Below are 22,867 nucleotides of genomic sequence, written 5' to 3'. Positions count from 1 at the left end.
ACTTATTCAACATCATTTTGATTATTTTCCTTAGCCTGTTCCAATGATATTGGTCTGGCAATGCCATATAAAGCGCCAAGCACACCGCTGATGGCATGGATTAGTCCAAAAGTGTAGAGATCGAAGTAAAGCCGGCTTGTTTCTTGATTGAGTGCAAAAATCGGGCCTTTGATGGAATTTTTCATATCAATAAAAAGATATAAAAGGATGCCGATTAGGACGATTCCTCCAAAAATGCCCATGATTTTTCCAACGCTTGTTACCGTCCCGATAGCGGTCGCAAAGTAACGAAAAGTCGTTAATAAGCTTAAACATAAGAACGGGAATAGGAAAATAACGCCGATGAATCCCAGATTCCCTGTTGCCCCCTTTGGCTGTACGTTGAACAGCTGATTGACGATTAAAAAGCCGAAAAAGGAAATGGCCAAACTAATCAGCCAACTTAAGCGGATCACATGCATCATCCATTTCTCGTTAGTATTTTTACTCCCTAATATTATATCGCATCCAGAAAATAATTCATGAATTTTATGAAAAAAGTGCAAAACCAAGGAATTTTGGACATTTTGTAGAATGAATAATAATGAAAATCATGAAAGGGGATGCGATGATGTTGACGAAAGATGATGCAGTGCTTGTTTTGATTGATATTCAAGGAAAGCTTGCGCGCATAGTGGACAAGAGTGAATTTGTAATCGGCAATATTGCCAAAATGGTGCAGGGGGCAAAAGTGTTGGGGCTTCCAATCCTATGGCTTGAACAATATCCAAAAGGATTGGGTCCGACAGTGGAAGAAATTTCGCGTCATTTGACAGAGGAGCGGCCGATCGAAAAGATTACATTCAGCGCTTATGATACGCCCGAGTTTGTGAAGGCACTCGAAGCAACAGGAAGAAAAAAAGTATTAATTGCCGGGATCGAAACCCATATTTGCGTCTACCAGACGGCTGTCCACTTGCTTCAAAATGGTTATGAAGTGGAAGTGTTGGCGGATTGTGTTTCTTCCCGGACAGCCTTGAACAGGGAAATCGGATTGGAAAAGATGAAGCAATGCGGCGCAAAATTGACAAGCGTCGAAATGGCGCTGTTTGAAATGCAGCAAATCGCCCGTGGAGACGAATTTAAAGCTATCAGCAAAATTGTCAAATAAAAAAGGATTTGAAAAAAAATTATCATCCACTCAGGATGATAATTTTTTTGTTTTTTTCTCAGAAGCTGCGAAACGGTTGCAGATACGGTTTTTCAGTTGTTATTCTTTTTCAAAAAATTGATCATGTCTTTCGCGAATGGACGGATTTTCTTTCTTTTTAGGAATATGAAATTCTTCCTCCATTCCAAACTCTTCCATATTTCTGACACCCGCCCGATCTTTTCCTTTTACGATATTGAATAAGGTTTTATGGTTTTCCAAATCCATCCGATGATCCATGCCGGTCGCTCCTTTCGTGCTTAATATGGAGAAATTGCGGTAGGTTATACATAGAAAAAATTGGAGATGATGAAGGGGAAGGTTTTATATAGCGGCGATTTAAAGCGCCGTGCATGTTCCGATTCGGATAAGGAGAGAAGCGGATGGCCGATTAATTTGGCTAATCATAAACCATAATTATTTTTAATGATAAAAATTGTCATTTATTATGAATAACTGATAGAATCCAACAATATATTCTATGAATGAAAAGGATATTATGTAGGATTTGGGAGGAAGGAACATTGTCAATCAACAAAGGGCAATTAATAGAGTTGATCGAAAATTTACCGACATCTGCGCATATTACGACTTACTACTATTTGAAAAATTTAACGAAAAGAAATGATGTTTTTGATGAAATAGATTTTGAAGATTATTCTTTTATCATGGATCAAAAGAAAAAAGAAGATTCTTTTTGGGTAGATGCGTTTATGGAGTATCATTTAAATTCCTAGCAATAAAGGATTGTTGAAAAAAAAAGAATAGGAAGTAGATGAAATATCCTAGTAATTTATTCCTATTACAAAAAGTTTTCAAAAATTTTACGGGGCTCATTTATGTGAAACTAGTAACAATAAAGGTTTATAAGATTTAATATTACAAAGTAACAAAACTGAAAAAATCCTTCCAGAAATTTTGTGATGAATTCATCATCAAAACCCGGTATGATGAATTTGCACAAAACAATGGAAGGGTGATTGAATGTTCAAGAAATTGAAAAAAGGTGCAGGCGCACTTGTGTTATCAATAGGATTATTATTGCCAGCAACCGTTTTTGCTGCTGAAACATATACCGTTGTAAAAGGCGATACGCTTTGGAAAATTGCGGTGAAGACCCAAACGGGTGTGCAGGAATTAATCAATGCGAATCCGCAATTGCAAAACCCGAATTTAATATACCCGGGTCAAAAAATTAATATACCGGAAAAAGAAGGACATGCTTATGAGCAGGAAGTCATCAGACTTGTCAATGTCGAGCGCGCCAAAGCCGGATTGCCGGCGCTGCAATATGATTGGGAATTGGCGAGGGTTGCAAAACATAAATCACAGGATATGCATGACAAGAAATATTTCAGCCATACAAGCCCGACTTACGGCTCACCGTTTGATATGATGAAAAGCTATGGAATCAAATATCGTTCGGCCGGGGAAAACATTGCCATGGGCCAATCCACGCCGCAACAAGTAGTGAATGCATGGATGAACAGCTCCGGCCACCGCGCCAATATCTTGAACAAAAACTTCACGCACATCGGAGTCGGTTATGTGAAAGACGGCCACTATTGGACGCAAATGTTCATTCAAAAATAAACAATTGACACTATTAAAATAAAAGTCTGTCCGGAAAATGAAAAATTCACTTTCCGGACAGACTTTTTCTTTATTCATCTTTTGCGCCAAAAATAAGATTCTAATATAATTTTTCATGGTAGAAATTTTTTGTTGTTCATAAAATTAAGGAATATGAAAAATGGTCGACGTCCCGATCGGCCATTTTTTATAGTTATGCTTGCATGTTTCTGCATATTTTTTTCGCTTTTTCCGTATTCGAAAAATGCCATTTGGATATGGAGCGGAGGGTTTCTTCCCCGTGACGGGTTAAAATTTTGGCTGCCATCTCGTCCACGAGCAGGCCGGCTCCCTTTTGAAGGGGAAGCCCAACCATCGAAGACAGGCGGTCCATTTCGCGCAAAAAGGCATAGCGGGCAATGATGGAAGCAGCCGCAACAGCAACGTGGAGCTGTTCCGCTTTCGTCGAAAAAAGGACATTTTCCCGAATCACATCTTTTTCGTTCTGAAGATAGCCATAGTATGTTTCACGTTCCACAAATTGATCGATTAAGATGTAATCCGGTTCGGCAGGAGAAATTTTTTCAAGCACATGTTTGATCGCCTGATTGTGTAAAAGTGCTTTCATTTTCCCTTGATTGTAGCCTTGGCTGTGCAGGGCATTATATTTTTCGTTGCGCAAGATTAGCAGGCTATGGGCGCATGAGGCGATAATATCCGGTGCGATTTCCCGGACCGCCTGATCGCTCAGTTGTTTTGAATCTTTTACCCCCATTTCTGTTATGCGCCCGATTTGATCTTTTGGCACAAAGACGGCGGCGACAGTAATGGGGCCGAAATAATCGCCGGTTCCGGTTTCATCCGAACCGATGACGGACAATGTTGAAAAGTTTTCAGGCAATGTGTCGCCTTTTAAAACCATCGATGTTTGCGTACCCGGTCTCTGTCTTGTCCCGCCAAAGCGGCGCGCTTCCCGCTCTGCCCCTGCCCCTTGAAACATGACTTTTCCGGTGCGGTAAATGGTGACGGTTACATCCGGAAGTTTCGCGGAAAATACAACACCCGGCGCATTCCGTTCCACTTTATTTTCTATATATGCAGCTTCCACCTCACGGCATTGTTCGGGGGACAAATGCAATACGATATTTGTCATAGATAGATCCTTTCTTTTTTGGGAATTTAATTTGATTTTATCAAAAAAACGTCAACATGATAAACTCATCCAAGTCCCGGTTGTATGATAAGCAACAAAGATGTTATGATTTATTTATTGATTCTGGAAACTTTTTTATTTACATACGATTGCAAGACCAGTTTCTCGAATGTCAGCTTTTTAGGGGGTGTCATCTTGGCTGAACAGGAAAAAAATAAAATAGAAGTCAAAATTTATGGGTCCACCTATAAACTGGTAGGTCCCGAATCCATCGGCCACTTGCGGCTGGTCGCTTCCATAGTGGATGATAAAATGCGGGAAATCAAAGCTCATAACCAATCCCTTGATACGACGCAATTAGCAGTCCTGACAGCGGTGAATACGGTCCATGAATTATTAAAGCTGAAAGAAGAAGTAGAGAGATTGGAAGAAGAATTGAAAAAATTGAAGGGTTGAACTGCATGTTGGATATTATTTTGATTGTTATTTTTGCCATTAGCTTGTTGATCGGAATAAAACGCGGTTTTATCTTGCAGGCCATTAACCTTGTCGGTTTTTTTGTGGCATTGATTGTGGCTTTTATTTATTATAAACCTCTCGCGGAAAAGTTTATGTTATGGATTCCTTATCCGGGGCTGGAACCGGATTCTTCTCTTACGCTGATGCTTGATGCATTGGATGTGGACCGGACTTTTTACCGCATTATCGCTTTTGCGGTCATTTTCTTTGTAGTAAAGCTTGCGATGCAAATTGTGGCTTCGGCATTTGATTTTTTAACATTTTTGCCTGTTTTGAAGTCTTTTAACCGCTTGTTGGGTGGATTGCTGTGCTTTGTGGAATTTTATTTCATTCTTTTCATTCTGCTATATGTGATGGCACTTTTGCCGATTGATACCGTTCAGGAATATATGGGAAGCTCCATTGTGGCCAATCTGATGCTCGAGCATACGCCGGTTGTGACCCAATTGTTCCAAAAGCTGTGGTACATTTATCTGGAAAATCAATAAGCAAATAAGGGTTCAAAAGTATCTTCCGGGCTGCGATGGAGATACTTTTTTGCAGTTTAATAAAGCAATAAAGGTGGGAAACTGTTGAATAAAAAAACCGTTGTTCGTACATTGGAAAAGATCGCGTTGTATTTGGAACTGAAAGGGGAAAACCCGTTCAAAGTATCGGCCTTCCGAAAAGCGGCGAATGCATTGGAACTGGATGAGCGGAGCCTTGATGAGATTGACGATTATACGAAAATCAAAGGGATCGGAAAGGGTACGGGGGCGGTCATCGAAGAATTAATCCGGACAGGCGAATCACAGCAATTAAAGGAATTGGAACAACAAGTGCCGAAAGGATTGATTCCCCTTTTGAAAATACCGGGGCTTGGCGGAAAAAAGCTGGCAAAGCTGTATCATGAACTGGGTGTGGATAGCGCTGAATCTTTAAGGGAAGCGTGTGAATCAAAGAAAATCCGATCGCTTCCGGGATTTGGGCCGAAAACGGAAGAAAAAATTTTAAAAGAGCTGGAACGTTTCGGGGAGAAAAAAGAACGGCTCCCCATCTGGTATCTTGAATCGGTTGTGCAAGAAATCGAAACCCTTCTTTCATCCATTCAGGAGATTGAACGCTTTTCTGTTGCAGGGAGCTTTCGCAGGGTCAACGAAACGAGCAAAGATCTGGATTTCGTGATTGCGACGAAGCATCCTGAAATCGTAAAGGAACAGTTGTTAAACCGACTGGCCGTCAAAGAAATTGCCGGCAGCGGGGAGACGAAAGTTTCGGTTGTGCTTGATTTGGACGAGCTTGTCAGCGTCGATTTCCGCCTGGTGTCGAATAATGAATATATTACGGCCCTCCATCACTTTACCGGTTCCAAGGAGCACAATGTCCGTATGCGGCAGTTGGCGAAGGAACAGGGCAAGAAGATCAGCGAATATGGAGTGGAGCAAGCGGATGGGCAAGTGATGACTTTCCAATCGGAAGAAGATTTTTTTGCCCATTTCGGCCTTCCTTATATTCCGCCGGCAGTACGGGAAACGGGGCAGGAACTGGACCGGTTGGATGAACTGGACCGGCTGGTTGCAATCGAAGATATCAAAGCGGATTTACATATGCATACGACTTTTTCCGACGGCGCCCATTCCGTGCAGGAAATGGGGGAAGCTTTAATCGGGAGAGGATATCAATTCGGAGCCATCACAGACCATTCGCAATCTTTGAAAGTGGCCAATGGATTGACACCCGAAAGGCTTAAAAAGCAGCGGGCAGAAATCGAAGCTTTTAATGAATCCCATCCAGGATTCACACTGTTTGCAGGAACGGAAATGGACATTTTGCCGGATGGCTCCCTTGATTATGACGACGATGTATTGAAAGAATTGGATTTTGTCATTGCTTCGATCCACACAAGCTTTTCGCAGCCGCAGGAAAAAATCATGGAACGTTTATTCAATGCTATTACAAACCCTCATGTTCACATGATCGCGCATCCAACGGGGCGCATCATCAGCCAGCGGGAAGGCTATCATCCGGATGTGGAACAATTGATTTATTGGGCCAAAGAGTACGGAAAAATTTTGGAGTTAAATGCGAGCCCCTACCGGCTTGATTTATGTGTGGAACATTTAAAACTGGCAATGGAACTTGGAGTGCCGATTGCGATCAATACCGATGCCCACGCCATTGAACAGCTTGATTATATGGCAATCGGAACAATGTATGCCCAAAAAGCGTGGCTGAAAAAAGAGCTGGTTGTCAATACATGGAGCGTGGAACAATTTAAGGAATTCATCCGGAAAAATAAATAATCATACGCATACAGACAGGAGTGTTCAGAGTGATTGCTGAACGAGCATTAAAAACCCTTGAGTTTGATAAAGTACGTGCCCAGGTGGCCGAATTTTGCACCTCTTCCCTTGGAAAGCAACAAATTGAAAAGCTTGTGCCGGAAACGGATTTCGAGAAAGTGGGAGAACTGTTGAAAGAGATGGATGAAGGGCTCGCCATATTACGCGTCAAAGGGCATGTGCCAATGGGAGGGATTTTCGACATCCGTCCCCATGTGAAAAGGGCCCAAATCGGAGGCATGCTCAGCGCGATGGAATTGATGGAGATTTCAAGCACCATCAGGGCAAGCCGAATTTTGAGGAATTTTATTGAGGAGATAGAAGAAAAAGAAGAAATTCAAATACCGCATTTTATTGAACGGAAAAATCAATTGCCGGTCTTGACCGCTTTGCAGCATGAAATTGATGAATGCATCGACGAAAATGGGGCTGTGCTTGATTCTGCCAGCGTGGAATTAAGAAACATCAGACAGCAATTGCGTTCAGCGGAGGCAAGGGTCCGCCAAAAATTGGACAGCCTGGTGCGGGGACCCGGCGCGGCCAAAATGCTTTCGGATACCATCATCACGATCCGGAACGACCGCTATGTAATACCGGTAAAACAAGAATATCGAAGCTACTACGGCGGAATTGTGCATGATCAGTCTTCTTCGGGCCAGACATTATTTATAGAACCGGAATCGGTTGTTCAAATCAACAATGAAATTCAACGCTTAAAGGTACGGGAAAAGGCGGAAATTGAAAAGATTTTGTCCGCCCTTTCGGCAAAAGTGCGGGAAGCGGCAAGCGACTTGCTAGTTCTTGTGAACATATTAGGGGATATCGATGCCATTTTGGCCAAGGCGAAGTACGGTGCCAAAAATAAATGCACGAAGCCAGCTGTCAATAATGAAGGTTACTTGCGCTTGATCCAGGCAAGACACCCGTTGATTCCCATCGAAAAAGCGGTGCCGAATACGATTGAATTTGGCAGGGAAATTACGGCCATTGTCATCACAGGTCCGAATACAGGAGGGAAGACCGTTACTTTAAAGACGGTTGGATTATGTACATTGATGGCGCAAGCGGGGTTGCCCATACCGGCATCGGATGGCTCTGAACTCTCCGTTTTCCGTCAAGTATTCGCTGATATCGGGGATGAACAATCCATCGAGCAATCATTGTCCACCTTCTCTTCCCATATGGTGAACATTGTAGGCATATTAAACCAATTTGATGAGCATTCCTTAATTTTATTTGACGAGCTTGGCGCAGGTACGGATCCACAAGAAGGAGCGGCGCTTGCCATTTCCATTCTGGATGAAGTGGTGGGGCGCGGAGCCCGCGTTATGGCGACGACCCACTATCCTGAGCTGAAAGCTTATGCCTATAACCGGAAAGGGGTCATCAATGCCAGTGTGGAATTCGATATTGAGACGTTGAGCCCCACTTACCGCCTGTTGATTGGCGTTCCCGGCCGTTCCAATGCATTTGAAATATCAAAAAGGCTTGGTTTGAAGGATTCCATTATTAACCGGGCGAAATCTTTCACGGGAACTGACCGCCGGGAAGTGGAATCAATGATTGCTTCCCTTGAAGAAAGCAGAAGAAAAGCGGAACAGGATGCGGAAGAAGCACATGAAATATTGCTGGAAGCCCAGAAATTGCATGACGAGCTGGAAGAGAAGCTGAATGAATGGAATATAAAAAAAGAAAGTCTTGAGAACAAGGCAAAAGAGAAAGCGCGGCACATTATCGAAAACGCCAAGAAAGAGGCGGAACAGATCATCAAAGAATTGCGGGAAATGCAACAGAATGCAAACCGGGTGATCAAGGAACATGAGCTGATTGAAGCGAAAAAGCGGTTGGAAGACATTCTTCCGGAAGAAAATCCAATCCTGAAAAAACAGGCCAAAATCCGTGAGCGGGCGCAAAACCTCCAGCCGGGGGATGAAGTGAAAGTGTTAAGCTTCGGACAAAAAGGAACGCTCATCGAAAAAGCATCAGAGCATGAGTGGGTTGTGCAAATTGGCATGCTGAAAATGAAAATCGATGAATCGGATTTGGAGTATGTCGCACCGGAAAAAGAAAAACAGGCCGTGAAGCTGACAACGGTGAAAAACCGCAATCCTCATGTCAAGTGGGAATTGGATTTGCGGGGCGAGCGGCTGGAAGATGCCATTTTAAAAACCGAAAAGTATCTTGATGACGCCCTTCTTGCCAATTACAGCCGCGTCACGATTATACATGGAAAAGGGACAGGCGCTTTGCGCCAAGGAATTCATGAATATTTGAGAAAACATAAACGGGTGCGTTCATTCCGGTTGGGCGAAGCTGGTGAAGGTGGCCTGGGAGTAACGATTGTGGAACTAAAATAAAAGGGGATGGTGAATGTGGGTTCAAATTTCTGGAAACATCCTTTGATCGAAACAGCGGGTTATTTCAGTGTGGTCGTATTGTGTTTGGTGCTCGCGATGGTATTGTTCGAAGTTGTAACGAAATATAAAAACTGGGAAGAAATTAAGAAAGGAAATGTGGCTGTCGCTTTGGCGACAGGGGGGAAAATTTTGGGTGTCTGCAATATTTTCCGCTATTCCATTGAAAGGCATAACACATTTTTTGAAATGATCGGTTGGGGGTTATATGGTTTCTTTTTGTTGATCATCGCTTATTTTTTATATGAATTTTTAACACCCCAATTCAATATCGACAAGGAAATTGAGGAGGACAACCGGTCCGTCGGATTGATTTCGTTCACCATTTCGCTAGGGCTTTCCTTCGTCATCGGCTCCAGCATCTCATAGGAGGTTTTTATGGAAAAGCTAGCAAAAGTGTTGATTGTCATAGCCGTACTATTTTTTGCCATAGGAATTTATTATTTGATTGCAAAATAAAGGTTATTTTTGTTTTTTAAACAGAGGAGGAGACGCAAATATGTGTTTCCACCCTTTTTTTGCTGTTTAACGGCATTGAATAATTATTTCAAAATAATAAATAATGCAATTTTACGACATAAAACGACATAGAAAACGCCGCTGAAATTATTGAATGAAAAAGAAAATAATAGAATAATAGAGAAAAATATTTATAATTTTAAAAAAATAGTTTGAAAGTGCAATCCTTTTCAATTATAATAAATGATAACAATTGTAAGAAAATTTTCACTTTTTAAGCAAAGGGGGATGTGTGGATGTCAAATAAGGTGTGGCTTAAGCATTATCCTGCTGAGATACCGCATACATTGGAATATGAAGAAATTCCCGTCCAAACTTTTTTGACAAGGGCTTACCGGAAGAACCAAAATAAAATTGCCATCCATTTTATGGGAAGGGAATTGGATTACCGGGAACTGTATGAATCGGCATTGAAATTTGCGAATTACTTGCGTTCATTAGGGGTGGAAAAGGGCGATCGGGTGGCCATCATGTTGCCGAATTGTCCCCAGGCGGTCATCGCTTATTATGGCATTTTATATGCGGGCGGCATTGTCGTTCAGACGAATCCGCTTTATACGGAAAGGGAACTGGAATACCAGATGCAGGACTCTGAAGCAAAAGTGATATTGGCGCTGGATATTTTATATCCGCGAATTATGAAAGTGATTCGCCAGACGAAAATTGAAAACGTTATCATTACCGGGATCAAGGATTATCTTCCATTTCCGAAAAATCTTGTTTATCCGTTTATCCAAAAGAAACAATATGGTTTCAGCGTGAAAGTGGAACATCAGGGGAATACGCACTTATTTACGGAAATTATGAGGGTGGAAGAGCCGAGTCCGATTGAAGTGCCCTTCAACTTTGAAGAGGATCTCGCCCTTCTTCAATATACAGGAGGAACAACGGGCACTCCAAAAGGGGTTATGCTGACCCATAAGAACTTGATTGCCAATGCGATGATGTGCGATGCATGGCTATACAAGTGCGAGGAAGGAAAAGAAGTGGTTTTAGGTTTATTGCCTTTCTTCCATGTATACGGAATGACAACAGTGCTGATTTTAACCGTAATGAAACAAAACAAAATGATTTTGTTGCCGAAATTTGATGTGGATCAGGTGTTAAAAACCATCCATAAACAGAGGCCGACCCTTTTCCCTGGTGCGCCGACCATGTACATCGGTTTATTGAACCATCCGGATTTGAAAAAATACGATTTGTCTTCCATCAATGCTTGCATCAGCGGTTCAGCCCCGCTTCCTGTGGAAGTGCAGGAGAAATTTGAAGAAGTGACAGGAGGAAGGCTGGTGGAAGGTTACGGCCTGACGGAGACATCGCCGGTCACACACGCAAATTTCATCTGGGATAAACGGGTGATCGGTTCCATTGGGGTTCCATGGCCGGATACAGATGCGGTCATCATGAAACCGGGTGAAAATGAAATATTGCCTCCGGGAGAAATAGGGGAAATTGCCGTACGCGGTCCGCAAGTCATGAAAGGGTATTGGAAGCGTCCGGAAGAAACTGCCCAAGTTTTTGTGGACGGATGGTTTTTGACCGGAGATTTGGGGTATATGGATGAAGAAGGTTTCTTCTATGTCGTCGACCGCAAAAAAGATGTCATCATCGCAGGCGGATTTAATATTTACCCTAGGGAAATCGAAGAAGTATTATATGAGCATGAAGCGGTCAAAGAATGTGTCGTTGCCGGGGTGCCGGACCCATATCGGGGGGAAACGGTGAAGGCATATATCGTATTAAAAGAAGGAAAAACGGTGACAGAGAAAGAGCTGGACCGATATTGCCGGCAACATTTGGCAGCGTATAAAGTGCCGCGCATCTATGAATTCAGGGATTCATTGCCTAAAACGGCGGTAGGAAAAGTATTAAGGAGAATATTGGTTGAAGAAGAGAAAATGAAGCTCAAAGAACTTCAGGCAAATTAAATATATGTAATATTGACAGAATGTTCATAAAATTATAATATGAAAATATGAATGAATAATCATTCATATTTTCATATTTTTTGGTGGTGAACATTGTGAATCGTGATAAACCGAAATACATGCAAATTATAGATGCCGCGGTGATTGCAATTGCAGAAAACGGTTATCATAAAACGCAAATCTCAAAAATTGCAAAGCAGGCCGGCGTTGCGGATGGGACTATTTACCTGTATTTCAAGAATAAAGAGGATATTTTGATTTCTTTGTTTAAAGAAAAAATGAGTGTTTTTATCGAAAGTTTGCAAGAGATCATCGAAATGGAGACAAGCGCTACGGAAAAACTATCAAAGATGATTGACAACCATTTTAAGGTGCTGGCCAACAACCGTCATCTTGCGACCGTCACCCAGCTGGAATTGCGCCAATCCAATAAAGAGTTAAGGTTAAAAATAAATGCCATTTTAAAAGAATATTTGAAGCTTCTCGATAATATATTGATAGAAGGCATGATGAATGGCGAGTTCAATCCGACGATGGATGTGAGGGTGGCAAGGCAAATGGTATTTGGCACCATCGATGAAACGATCACATCCTGGGTGATGAACGACTTTCGATATGATCTCTTAGACAATGCGCCAAAAGTCAAACACTTATTGCTCAATGGAATAAAAAACAAATAAGGGAGTGTCGTCATGGAATTTCTCAATTGGAAATTGGAAGAAGGAGTTGCAATTGTTTCCATCAATCGTCCTCCTGCCAATGCGTTGGCACAGAAACTCATCCGCGAATTGGATGAATTATTGACAGAAATTGAACAAAACAATGATGTCAGAGTTGTTCTGCTGCATGGAGAAGGACGATTCTTCTCGGCAGGCGCCGATATCAAAGAGTTTACATCGGTTTCAACGCAAGCCGAAGCGGTGGAGCTTTCAGAAAATGGACAAACTGTTTTCAACCGCATCGAGTCTTTCCCGAAACCGGTCATCGCAGCAATCCACGGGGCAGCACTGGGCGGCGGATTGGAACTTGCGATGAGCTGCCATATTCGTTATGTTGCAGAAGATGCGAAATTGGGGCTTCCTGAATTGAATCTTGGTATTATTCCTGGATTCGGAGGGACACAAAGACTTCCCCGCTATGTCGGAACGGCAAAGGCGGCTGAAATGATTTTTACAGGCGAGCCGATTTCAGGCAAAGAGGCTGTTGAATGGGGACTAGCGAATAAAGCAGTCCCGCAGGAAGAATTATTGCCGCAAGCTTTGGAGCTGGCGAAAAAGATTGCCAAAAAGAGCCCTGTTTCGTTGAAAGCCGCCATTCATGCATTGCAATATGCAAAAGCATCCTTTGAAGACGGAATCAAAGCCGAAGCCGAACAATTCGGCATCGTGTTCCAATCGGAAGATGCAAAAGAAGGAATCCAGGCATTCATTGAAAAACGTCAACCTGCATTCAGCGGAAAATAATTGATTTAGGGGGTTATCATACATGAATATTTTCGTATTAATGAAACGCACTTTCGATACAGAAGAAAAAATCGTAATTGAAAATGGCCAAATCCAGGAAGAAGGCGCTGAATTCATCATCAACCCTTATGATGAATATGCCATCGAAGAAGCAATCCAAGTAAGAGACCAGCATGGCGGCAAAGTGACGGTGATTTCCCTGGGAAGTGAAGAAGCGGAAAAACAACTCCGTACTGCCCTTGCAATGGGTGCCGACGAAGCGGTTTTAATCAATGTCGAAGATGATGTGGAAGAGCTGGATCATGCCGGCGCGGCTTATATTTTGGCTGAGTATTTGAAAGACAAAAATCCGGATTTAATTTTGGCAGGGAATGTGGCGATTGACGGCGGTTCCGGCCAAACTGGCCCTAGAGTTGCCGATCTGCTCGGCATCAATTATGTAACGACAATCACAAAATTAGAAATCGATGGAACTAACGTAAAAATTGTCCGTGATGTTGAAGGGGATTCCGAAATTATTGAAACAAGCCTGCCTCTCCTCGTGACAGCTCAACAGGGCTTAAACGAGCCAAGATATCCTTCTTTGCCGGGCATCATGAAAGCGAAGAAAAAACCGCTTGAAGAGTTGGAGCTGGATGATTTGGATATCGATGAAGACGATGTGGAACCGAAAATCGAAACAGTGGAAGTATTTTTGCCTCCAGCCAAATCTGCCGGACGCATTTTGCAAGGCGATTTAAAAGACCAAGTGAAAGAACTGGTGAACTTATTGCACACAGAAGCGAAAGTAATTTAATGGATCTAATGAATAACAGAATGGAAGCGTCATAGCCGTAGATAAAATCGATTCGTACAGTAATGGAGGGAGTACAATGTCAAAAAAAGTATTAGTATTAGGTGAAGTTCGTGACGGCGCTTTGCGCAACGTTTCTTTTGAAGCGATTGCGGCCGCGAAACAAATTTCCGATGGCGGAGAAGTGGTTGCTGCCCTTTTCGGCGACCAGGTGGCGGATCTGGCAAAAGAATTGATTGCATACGGTGCTGACCGAGCGCTCGTTGTGGAACATCCGCATTTAAAATTCTATACATCCGATGGGTACAGCCAGGCATTGCTCGCGCTAATTGAACAAGAAAAACCTGAAGGGATCGTCATCGGCCACACTGCTTTGGGAAAAGACCTGTCCCCGAAAGTGGCATCCCGCCTGCAGGCAGCATTAATTTCAGACGTTACTGAAATCGAGGGTTCAGGCGATGATGCGGTATTTGTTCGCCCGATTTATTCCGGTAAAGCATTTGAAAAAGTAAAATTCAAAGAAGGGCTTGTATTTATTACTGTTCGTCCGAACAATATCGCGCCGCTTGAAAAAGATGCAGGCCGTACAGGAGACGTCCAATCCGTTTCCGTAGATATCAAAAACTTGCGCACAATCGTGAAAGAAGTCGTCCGCAATGCCTCAACGGGTGTGGATTTATCCGAAGCGAAAGTGATCGTTTCAGGAGGACGCGGCGTGAAGTCCGCGGAAGGATTCAAACCGTTGAAAGAACTTGCGGACTTGTTGGGCGGTGCTGTAGGAGCTTCCCGTGGCGCCTGCGATGCCGGCTATTGCGATTATGCAATGCAAATAGGACAAACCGGCAAAGTCGTAACACCGGATTTGTATATTGCTTGCGGCATTTCCGGGGCGATCCAGCACTTGGCCGGCATGTCCAACTCAAAAGTGATTGTTGCCATCAACAAAGATCCGGAAGCAAATATTTTTAAGGTGGCGGATTATGGTATTGTCGGAGACTTGTTCGAAGTGGTTCCATTATTAATTGAAGAAATTAAAGCATTGAAAGTGAATGCTTAAACCGCAGAACGAAATGTTCATATATTGCCACGTCTCAATGGTTTGAGATGTGGCAGTTTTTTGTAGTATGATAAATTTCGCCGGCGGGCAAAATATCGCATATTAAGAAAGTTTGAACTTTACTGGAAGAGTTTCGAGTTCCGGAACTCTTTACTACACTTTCCATTTTCCACATGCTATACTACATAAAGATGTAATATTAAGGAGGCATTTAAATGGCAATTGTACATGCTACGGATCAAAACTTCGCGCAAGAAATTTCTTCAGGTTTGGTATTAGTAGATTTCTGGGCAAACTGGTGCGGACCATGCAAAATGATTGCACCTGTTTTGGAAGAACTTGATGCCGAAATGGGCTCGGAATTGAAAATCGTTAAAGTGGATGTAGATAACAATCCGGCGACAGCCGCAGATTATCAAATTATGTCAATTCCTTCTTTGCTTTTATTCAAAGATGGCCAGTTGGTTGCAAAAACTGTCGGATTCCAGCCAAAAGAAGCTTTGGTTGAGTTTATCAACAGCAATAAATAATATTCCGCAGAGCACATTGATATGTGCTCTTTTTTTATGCAAATATTTTTAAGGAAAAGCATCCATGCTGAATACTTCTCGCTTTTTATTGATGGATGCCTCTATAATAGAGTTAGCGAAAAATTGGTTGATGGTATGCAAGGTGATCTTTCATGAATGAAACAATCCAGTATAAATTGTCTTTGTTGCCTGAATTGCCCGGATGCTATTTAATGAAAGACAGGCAAGGAACGGTGATTTATGTAGGGAAAGCAAAAGTTTTAAGAAACAGGGTGCGCTCCTATTTTACCGGTACCCATGATGGTAAGACCCAACGCCTGGTCAGCGAAATCGAAGACTTTGAATACATCGTTACATCCAGTGATCTGGAAGCTTTAATCCTGGAACTCAACTTGATTAAACAATATGACCCGAAATATAACGTCATGTTGAAGGATGACAAAAGTTATCCTTATATAAAAATCACCAACGAAAAATATCCAAGAATCATCACGACGAGAAAGGTGAAAAAAGATAAGGCGAAATATTTCGGCCCTTATCCGAATGTTTCTGCCGCGAATGAAACAAAAAAACTATTAAACCGCATTTATCCATTGAGGAAATGCAACCGGCTTCCTGACCGGGTTTGTTTGTATTATCATATCGGACAATGCTTGGCGCCATGCGTCAAAGACGTGGATCCGAAAATTTATGAAGAAATGACGGATGAGATCGCGAAATTCTTAAACGGCGGACATGAAGACGTGAAAAAAGAACTGGAGAAAAAAATGATGGAAGCCGCGGAAAAGCTTGAATTCGAAAGAGCAAAGGAATATCGGGATCAAATCCAAAATATTGAAACGGTCATGGAAAAACAAAAAATTGTATCGGGCGATTTCACTAACCGTGATGTATTCGGCTATTCGGTGGAAAAAGGATGGATGTGCGTCCAAGTATTCTTTGTACGGCAAGGGAAATTAATCGAAAGGGATGTTTCCATTTTTCCGATATACCGGGATCCTGAAGAAGAGTTTTTAACATTTGTCGGCCGTTTTTACGATGAACACATAAAACCCAAGGAGATTTTGATTCCGGATACGATTGATAAAACTATTTTAGAAAAGTTTTTGAATATAAAAGTACTGGTTCCGAAACGTGGATCGAAGAAGGAACTGGTAGAGCTGGCAAAGAAAAATGCGATGCTGGCCCTCGAAGAGAAATTCCAGCTTATCGAACGGCAGGAAGAACGGACAATCGGCGCATGCCAACAATTGGGCGAAGCGATGAATATTCCGGCTCCCCTCCGCATTGAAGCGTTCGATAACAGCCATATGCATGGCGCGGATCCGGTCAGTGCGATGGTCGTATTTATTGACGGAAAACCGGCGAAAAAAGAGTATCGCAAATATAAATTGAAAGAAACGGCAAAACATGATGACTATGGAGCGATGCAAGAGGTCATCCGCAGACGGTATATCCGCGTATTAAAGGAAAATTTGCCGCTTCCCGATTTGATCATTGTGGATGGCGGAAAAGGGCAAATGGAAGTCGCACGTGAAGTGCTGGAAGACGAACTGGGACTTTCGATTCCGATTGCAGGGCTTGTGAAAGATGAAAAACACCGCACATCGGAACTTTTATACGGCGACCCTCCCGCTGCGATTCCTTTGGAAAAAACGAGCGATGCCTTTTATTTGCTTCAGCGCATCCAGGATGAAGTGCACCGTTTTGCAATCACGTTTTTGAGACAGCGACATCAAACCAGCGCGTTCCGTTCCGCTCTTGATGGAATTGAAGGGGTGGGTCCAAAACGGAAAAAGCAATTATTAAATCATTTCGGCTCCATCAAAAAAATCAAACAGGCGACCGTGGAAGAACTGATGGAAGCAAAAATGCCCAAATCAGTTGCAGAAGCCATTTATCGACATTTTCATGAAGACACATTGTCAAAGGAATAGCTGTATGATATTGTAAATTTAAAGTTGAATCGTTTCGTTTCAGGAAAGATGCGGGGATAGCGGTACCCGTCTCAAAAGGAACTTCCAAAATGAGCTTTTGGAAGAGATAGCGCCGGATATTTTCCGTATTCTTGCTTTATTGCAATAGAAAATAAAAGGTTTGGGGAGCTCTCTCAAAAGAATGTGCTGTTGATTGAGGCAGCTTTTCACCACCCTTGTGAAGAGTTGCTTTTTTCTTTCGAAATAGAAGCATGGCAATATCACTGGTTTTGTGAGATTAAGGGGAGTGTGACAATGATTAACATTGTAGTGAAATTGGATGAAAAAAATTTGTCTTCACCGGAACAAATCGGAGAAACCGCCAAAAGGCTGATTGAAGAGAAGAAATTTGGCCGCAATGTTGTGGCGGTCGTTCCCCCAACATCGTTGCTCAATGGCAGTGTGGAAAAAATCGTCCACTCGCTTTCCGATTCTCCTGCGGAAAAGGAATTGGATGTCATCCATTCGACAAACGCCCTGGTGGCGAGCAGTTTGCTGTCCATCGCCATTCAAAAAAGGGGGTTCAGGTCCCAATCTCTCGCCGGTTGGCAAGTCGGAATCAAAACGACACGAAAAACATCCGGATACGCCCGTATCGAAGATGTCAACGGCGATGTCATCATCGAGCGGTTTAAAAAAGGGGAAATAGTGATTGTCGCAGGTGGACAAGGGGTTGATGAAGAAAATAATATCACACTCCTTGGGGAAGGCGGTGCTGATACGACAGCCGTTGCGATTGGAAAAAGCATTGGCGCTGAACGGGTGGAAATTTATGCGGAGCTTGACGGGGTGTATACGGGCGATCCGAATGTGGTGCAGCATGCCCGCAAACTGAAAGATATTACATATGATGAAATGTTGGAATTGTCTTATTTAGGTTCGAAAATCGTTCATCCGAGAGCGGTGGAGTTGGCCAAAAAATTTGAAATGCCCCTCGTCGTCCGCTCCAGTACAAAAAATGTCCGTGGTACAGTCATTAAGGGAGAGATTGAAATGGAAAAAAATTTGATTGTCCGTGGTGTCGCATATGAAACAGACATCATCCGTTTTACTGTCGGTTATGAAACATTGGAAAAATCTTCCCTTGCCAATTTATTCAATACATTAGCAAAACACCATGTCAATGTGGACATTATCGTTCAATCTGTCATGGAAGAAGTAAAACCGACCATTTCTTTTTCCATCGCGAAAGAGGATTTGGCGAATGCTGTGAAGGTGCTTGAAGATCACAAGGAGGAGCTTGGTTTTCAATTTGCGGATTTTGAAGTCGGTTTGGCGAAAGTGTCAATTGTCGGTTCCGGCATGGTTTCCAATCCGGGAGTGGCCGCAAAAATGTTTGCACGCTTATGCAAGGAAAACATTCCGGTGAAAATGGTTTCCACATCGGAGATCAAAGTCTCCGTAGTTGTACCCCAAGACGATATGATTCGTGCGGCGAATGCGTTGCATGATGAATTCGGCCTTGCGGAAGAGTTGGCATGAAATAAAAAAGGGGCGCTTTTGCCCCTTATTGCTCAATTTTTTCCTTCAAATCCATTTTTACTGTAAAAATAACTTGTTCCTGATGTTCTTTTTTCTCTTCAAAACATTCGGTCAAAAAGCCTTTAAAATTTTGGATTTGTTCGGCGATAAACCCGGCTTCCAACCGGAAATTCCGCTCTTTGATTTTCAGCAATTCCGGGTCATTCGTCAACCGGAAAACAAAACCGTCCTTCATTTCCTTCTCCAGGGCGAGATCGCCCCAACCGGCATCTTTAAAAAAGGAAATGATCAAAGGGATATCGGTGCACGGGAATTTCCGAGCCAAATCTTTGCCTGCCCAATAAAGGATATCGTTCTCGTGCTTCCCTAATATAGATGGTAATAAATAATCTCTTATGAGTTCATAGCCAAATAAAGGAAACGTTTTTTGAACAGATGACATAATACAAGAACCTCTTTCTAGATTTTACTTTTTTTTACGAGATTATTGAAATGTCTAAAAATAGATAAAAAATGTATTTTCGAGAATGAATGGTAATTTTTCCAGAGAAAAACGGAAAATTTTTAGCCCAACAAATATTCATAACGTACCTTGACGGTAATAGTTCATGAGGGTACAATGAACTTGTCATAATATTGTACCATTATGATTCATACAGTCAATGCATAAAGCGTTTACAATTTGTGACGACTTATTGACTACTATTTCTATCATTTAAGGGGGTAAAAGTCTTGCAAAAGTATGAGTTTTACTGGCGCCGACTACATTCTTTACTTGGTGTTATTCCTGTAGGGCTATTCTTAGTATTCCACTTGTCTCTTAACTTCACTGCAACAGGTGGGGCAGAGACATACGACTCAGCGACTGGGGTAATGGATTATATCCCTGGCTGGCTATTATTGACTATTGAATGGATTGTGATCTACATTCCAATTTTATTCCACGGATTATATGGAATTTATATTGCCTTTACAGCGACACCAAACAACAAGCGCTTCAGTACATTCCGTAACTGGATGTTCTTATTGCAACGCATTACGGGCGTGTTCCTTGTAATTTTCATTGCTTGGCACATGTTCCAAACTCGCATCCAAAAAGCTTTAGGCAATGCCGAAGTAAGCTTCGATATGATGAAAAATATCGTGGACAATCCTTGGATGTTGGCATTCTATATTGTAGGTATCCTATCAGCTACATTGCACTTATCCAATGGTTTATGGGCATTCTGCGTAAGCTGGGGTATCACACAATCGCCACATTCCCAAAAAGTATTCTCATGGCTTTCAATGATTTTCTTCGTAATCATCAGCATTATCGGTGTATCAGCAATTCTAGCATTCGTATGATTTAACAGAACATCCAATTAGAAAAGAGGAGTGAAACTTAGTCATGGCCAAAAAGAAATTAATCGTTGTTGGTGGCGGCTTAGCCGGTCTGATGGCAACGATGAAAGCAGCCGAAATGGGTACTGAAGTAGAACTATTCTCATTAGTTCCTGTTAAACGCTCACACTCAGTTTGTGCACAAGGCGGAATTAATGGGGCAGTAAATACAAAAGGTGAAGGGGATTCTCCATGGATCCACTTTGACGATACAATCTACGGCGGTGACTTCTTGGCGAACCAACCGCCAGTTAAAGCGATGTGCGAAGCGGCACCTGGTATCATTCATATGTTTGACCGTATGGGAGTTATGTTTAACCGTACTCCTGAAGGTTTGCTTGACTTCCGCCGTTTCGGTGGTACTTTGCATCACCGCACAGCATTCGCGGGTGCGACAACTGGTCAGCAATTGCTATATGCGCTTGATGAACAAGTTCGCCGCTACGAAGTGGAAGGTTTAGTTACAAAATATGAACACTGGGAATTCCTAGGCGTTGTTCTTGATGATGAAGGACGTTGCCGTGGTATCGTAGCACAAGACTTGAAAACTTCCGAAATCAAAGCATTCCGCTCTGATGCCGTAATCATGGCAACAGGTGGACTTGGAATGATTTTCGGTAAATCCACAAACTCTGTCATCAACACTGGTTCTGCGGCATCCATCGTTTATCAACAAGGTGCTTCTTATGCAAACGGTGAGTTCATCCAAATTCACCCAACTGCCATCCCAGGTGATGACAAAAACCGCTTGATGAGTGAATCTGCCCGCGGTGAAGGCGGACGTATCTGGACTTATAAAGATGGTAAACCTTGGTACTTCTTGGAAGAAAAATATCCTAAATACGGTAACTTGGTACCACGCGATATCGCGACGCGCGAAATCTTCGACGTGTGCGTAAACCAAAAATTGGGTATCAACGGCGAAAACCTTGTATACCTAGACTTGTCCCATAAAGATCCGCACGAACTCGATATCAAACTGGGCGGTATCATCGAAATTTATGAAAAATTCGTTGGCGACGACCCTCGCAAAGTTCCAATGAAAATCTTCCCAGCAGTTCACTACTCAATGGGCGGATTATGGGTTGACTATGATCAAATGACTGAAATCCCTGGTCTGTTTGCTGCTGGTGAGTGCGACTATTCTCAACACGGAGCGAACCGCTTAGGCGCCAACTCATTGCTTTCTGCGATCTACGGCGGTATGGTTGCCGGACCAAACGCAGTAAAATACATGGAAGGCTTATCAAAACATGCTGAAGATCTTCCACAATCTTTATATGATGCATATGTAAAACAAGAACAGCAAAAATGGGATAACATCCTAAAAATGGACAAAGGTAATGAAAACGCATACTTGCTCCATAAAGAACTTGGCGAATTGATGACAGACAACGTAACAGTTGTACGTTACAATGACCGCCTACAAAAAACATATGATACACTTGGCGACATGTTGGAGCGTTGGGAAAACATCAACATCCACGATACTCAAAAATGGAGCAACCAAGGTGCACACTTTACTCGTCAATTGAAAAATATGCTATATCTTGCGCGAGTAATTACAAAAGGCGCATTGTTGCGTAACGAATCTCGCGGTGCGCACTATAAACCAGAATTCCCTGAACGTGACGATGAAAACTTCTTAAAAACAACTATGGCGAAATTCGATCCATCTACTGGCGAGCCAATCATTACTTATCAAGAAGTGGACGTTTCATTAATTCCACCTCGTAAACGTGACTACTCTTCGAAAGGAGATAATTAATCATGAGTACACAACAAGTGGAAAGTGGAAAAACTGTAAGATTTAAAATTTTACGTCAAGATAACCCAAACGGGCCAAGCCGTTGGGAAGAATTTGAAGTACCTTACCGCCCAGGGATGAACGTTATTTCAGCGTTGATGTATATCCGTCAAAACCCTGTAACTGCTGATGGAAAAGAAACAACTCCAGTTACGTGGGATATGAACTGCCTCGAAGAAGTTTGTGGTGCATGTTCGATGGTGATTAATGGTCGTCCACGTCAGTCTTGTTCAGCGTTGGTTGATCAATTGGAACAACCAATCCGTTTGGAACCAATGAAAACTTTCCCGGTTGTGCGTGACTTGCAAGTTGACCGCAGCCGCATGTTCAACGCATTGAAAAAAGTTAAAGCATGGATTCCTATTGACGGAAGCTACGACTTAGGTGAAGGTCCACGGATGCCTGAGCGCAAACGTCAATGGGCATACGAATTATCAAAATGCATGACTTGCGGTGTGTGCTTTGAAGCTTGTCCAAACGTTTCCGAGAAATCCAACTTCATTGGTCCGGCGCCACTTTCTCAAGTACGTCTATTCAATACACACCCAACAGGTGCGATGAATAAAGACGAACGTTTAGATGCAATTATGGGCGAAGGTGGACTTGCAAACTGCGGTAACTCCCAAAACTGCGTAGCTGCATGTCCTAAAGGAATTCCTTTGACAACATCCATTGCATCCTTAAACAGAGCGACGACTGTACACATGTTCCGCAAATTCTTCGGTTCAGACCACATGGTAGACTAATCATAAACAAAAGCA

At 42.6% G+C, this 22,867-nt stretch carries 23 protein-coding genes; 19 read left to right on the top strand and 4 right to left on the bottom strand.

Translation table 11 applies throughout. From position 1 onward, the window contains the following. Window positions 1-2: 2 nt before the first annotated feature. Window positions 3-464, bottom strand: a complete 462-nt coding sequence (locus NST62_RS08475) for a hypothetical protein (RefSeq protein WP_141602408.1) — start codon at window positions 462-464, stop codon at window positions 3-5. Window positions 465-610: 146 nt separating this feature from the next. On the opposite strand from NST62_RS08475, the gene NST62_RS08470 reads away from it, so the two are divergent. Continuing rightward, window positions 611-1,150 (top strand): hydrolase, encoded by a 540-nt coding sequence (locus tag NST62_RS08470; protein ID WP_141602476.1) that lies wholly within the window; start codon window positions 611-613, stop codon window positions 1,148-1,150. A 99-nt stretch (window positions 1,151-1,249) separates the two neighbouring features. On the opposite strand, the gene NST62_RS08465 is transcribed toward NST62_RS08470, so the two are convergent. After that, entirely contained in the window at window positions 1,250-1,429 is a 180-nt protein-coding gene (locus tag NST62_RS08465) for a hypothetical protein (protein ID WP_141602409.1), read from the bottom strand. A gap of 284 nt (window positions 1,430-1,713) precedes the next feature. Between NST62_RS08465 and NST62_RS08460 the strand changes: the two genes are divergently transcribed. Both NST62_RS08460 and safA read left to right on the top strand, forming a co-directional pair. After that, entirely contained in the window at window positions 1,714-1,926 is a 213-nt protein-coding gene (locus NST62_RS08460) for a hypothetical protein (protein WP_141602410.1), read from the top strand. A 247-nt stretch (window positions 1,927-2,173) separates the two neighbouring features. Then, a complete protein-coding gene (safA, locus tag NST62_RS08455) occupies window positions 2,174-2,782 on the top strand; it encodes a SafA/ExsA family spore coat assembly protein (protein WP_328219953.1) in 609 nt (202 codons plus the stop codon). Between the two features lie 193 nt (window positions 2,783-2,975). Here safA and rnhC read toward each other — a convergent pair whose 3' ends face one another. After that, window positions 2,976-3,914 (bottom strand): ribonuclease HIII, encoded by a 939-nt coding sequence (gene rnhC / locus NST62_RS08450; protein ID WP_141602412.1) that lies wholly within the window; start codon window positions 3,912-3,914, stop codon window positions 2,976-2,978. 195 nt (window positions 3,915-4,109) lie between these two features. Here rnhC and zapA point away from each other — a divergent pair, with 195 nt between their 5' ends. From zapA to NST62_RS08385, 13 genes are all read left to right on the top strand, one after another. Then, window positions 4,110-4,370, top strand: a complete 261-nt coding sequence (gene zapA, locus NST62_RS08445; protein ID WP_141602413.1) for a cell division protein ZapA — start codon at window positions 4,110-4,112, stop codon at window positions 4,368-4,370. Window positions 4,371-4,375: 5 nt separating this feature from the next. After that, window positions 4,376-4,921: a CvpA family protein gene (locus tag NST62_RS08440; protein WP_141602414.1), complete on the top strand. Its 546-nt coding sequence runs from the start codon at window positions 4,376-4,378 to the stop codon at window positions 4,919-4,921. A gap of 84 nt (window positions 4,922-5,005) precedes the next feature. Next, entirely contained in the window at window positions 5,006-6,715 is a 1,710-nt protein-coding gene (gene polX / locus NST62_RS08435) for a DNA polymerase/3'-5' exonuclease PolX (RefSeq protein WP_181733241.1), read from the top strand. 29 nt (window positions 6,716-6,744) lie between these two features. Next, window positions 6,745-9,111 (top strand): endonuclease MutS2, encoded by a 2,367-nt coding sequence (locus tag NST62_RS08430; RefSeq protein ID WP_141602416.1) that lies wholly within the window; start codon window positions 6,745-6,747, stop codon window positions 9,109-9,111. A 6-nt stretch (window positions 9,112-9,117) separates the two neighbouring features. Further along, entirely contained in the window at window positions 9,118-9,537 is a 420-nt protein-coding gene (locus tag NST62_RS08425; RefSeq protein WP_342462810.1) for a DUF350 domain-containing protein, read from the top strand. Window positions 9,538-9,923: 386 nt separating this feature from the next. After that, window positions 9,924-11,615 (top strand): long-chain-fatty-acid--CoA ligase, encoded by a 1,692-nt coding sequence (locus NST62_RS08420; RefSeq protein WP_328216326.1) that lies wholly within the window; start codon window positions 9,924-9,926, stop codon window positions 11,613-11,615. Between the two features lie 95 nt (window positions 11,616-11,710). Then, the gene (locus NST62_RS08415) at window positions 11,711-12,295 is read left to right on the top strand and encodes a TetR/AcrR family transcriptional regulator (protein WP_141602419.1); all 585 of its coding nucleotides are present in this window, start codon (window positions 11,711-11,713) and stop codon (window positions 12,293-12,295) included. A 12-nt stretch (window positions 12,296-12,307) separates the two neighbouring features. Beyond that, the gene (locus tag NST62_RS08410; RefSeq protein WP_141602420.1) at window positions 12,308-13,078 is read left to right on the top strand and encodes an enoyl-CoA hydratase; all 771 of its coding nucleotides are present in this window, start codon (window positions 12,308-12,310) and stop codon (window positions 13,076-13,078) included. Between the two features lie 22 nt (window positions 13,079-13,100). Further along, window positions 13,101-13,874 (top strand): electron transfer flavoprotein subunit beta/FixA family protein, encoded by a 774-nt coding sequence (locus tag NST62_RS08405; RefSeq protein WP_328216324.1) that lies wholly within the window; start codon window positions 13,101-13,103, stop codon window positions 13,872-13,874. 76 nt (window positions 13,875-13,950) lie between these two features. Next, on the top strand, window positions 13,951-14,928 hold the full coding sequence (locus NST62_RS08400) for an electron transfer flavoprotein subunit alpha/FixB family protein (protein WP_141602422.1): 978 nt from the start codon (window positions 13,951-13,953) through the stop codon (window positions 14,926-14,928). A gap of 215 nt (window positions 14,929-15,143) precedes the next feature. Next, entirely contained in the window at window positions 15,144-15,458 is a 315-nt protein-coding gene (trxA, locus tag NST62_RS08395; RefSeq protein ID WP_141602423.1) for a thioredoxin, read from the top strand. 152 nt (window positions 15,459-15,610) lie between these two features. Beyond that, complete coding sequence (uvrC, locus tag NST62_RS08390) at window positions 15,611-17,395, top strand: excinuclease ABC subunit UvrC (protein ID WP_141602424.1); 1,785 nt, start codon at window positions 15,611-15,613, stop codon at window positions 17,393-17,395. A 294-nt stretch (window positions 17,396-17,689) separates the two neighbouring features. Then, a complete protein-coding gene (locus NST62_RS08385; RefSeq protein ID WP_141602425.1) occupies window positions 17,690-18,916 on the top strand; it encodes an aspartate kinase in 1,227 nt (408 codons plus the stop codon). 25 nt (window positions 18,917-18,941) lie between these two features. Here NST62_RS08385 and NST62_RS08380 read toward each other — a convergent pair whose 3' ends face one another. Continuing rightward, window positions 18,942-19,358 carry a YslB family protein gene (locus tag NST62_RS08380; protein ID WP_342462809.1) on the bottom strand — a complete coding sequence of 139 codons (417 nt, stop codon included), beginning with the start codon at window positions 19,356-19,358 and terminating at the stop codon, window positions 18,942-18,944. A gap of 290 nt (window positions 19,359-19,648) precedes the next feature. Between NST62_RS08380 and NST62_RS08375 the strand changes: the two genes are divergently transcribed. Genes NST62_RS08375 through sdhB form a run of 3 tightly spaced genes read left to right on the top strand, consistent with a single transcriptional unit; the run spans window position 19,649 to window position 22,852 of the window. Then, window positions 19,649-20,263, top strand: coding sequence for a succinate dehydrogenase cytochrome b558 subunit (locus NST62_RS08375; RefSeq protein WP_141602427.1), 615 nt, complete (start codon window positions 19,649-19,651; stop codon window positions 20,261-20,263). 43 nt (window positions 20,264-20,306) lie between these two features. After that, window positions 20,307-22,067 carry a succinate dehydrogenase flavoprotein subunit gene (sdhA, locus tag NST62_RS08370; protein ID WP_141602428.1) on the top strand — a complete coding sequence of 587 codons (1,761 nt, stop codon included), beginning with the start codon at window positions 20,307-20,309 and terminating at the stop codon, window positions 22,065-22,067. A gap of 2 nt (window positions 22,068-22,069) precedes the next feature. Then, complete coding sequence (gene sdhB / locus NST62_RS08365) at window positions 22,070-22,852, top strand: succinate dehydrogenase iron-sulfur subunit (protein WP_141602429.1); 783 nt, start codon at window positions 22,070-22,072, stop codon at window positions 22,850-22,852. Window positions 22,853-22,867 lie beyond the last annotated feature (15 nt).

Source organism: Ureibacillus sp. FSL K6-8385, from assembly GCF_038593155.1.
GTDB classification, from domain to species: domain Bacteria; phylum Bacillota; class Bacilli; order Bacillales_A; family Planococcaceae; genus Ureibacillus; species Ureibacillus terrenus.
The sequence above is the reverse complement of the archived record's forward strand: the minus strand, read 5'-3'. Positions and strand labels throughout refer to the sequence as shown.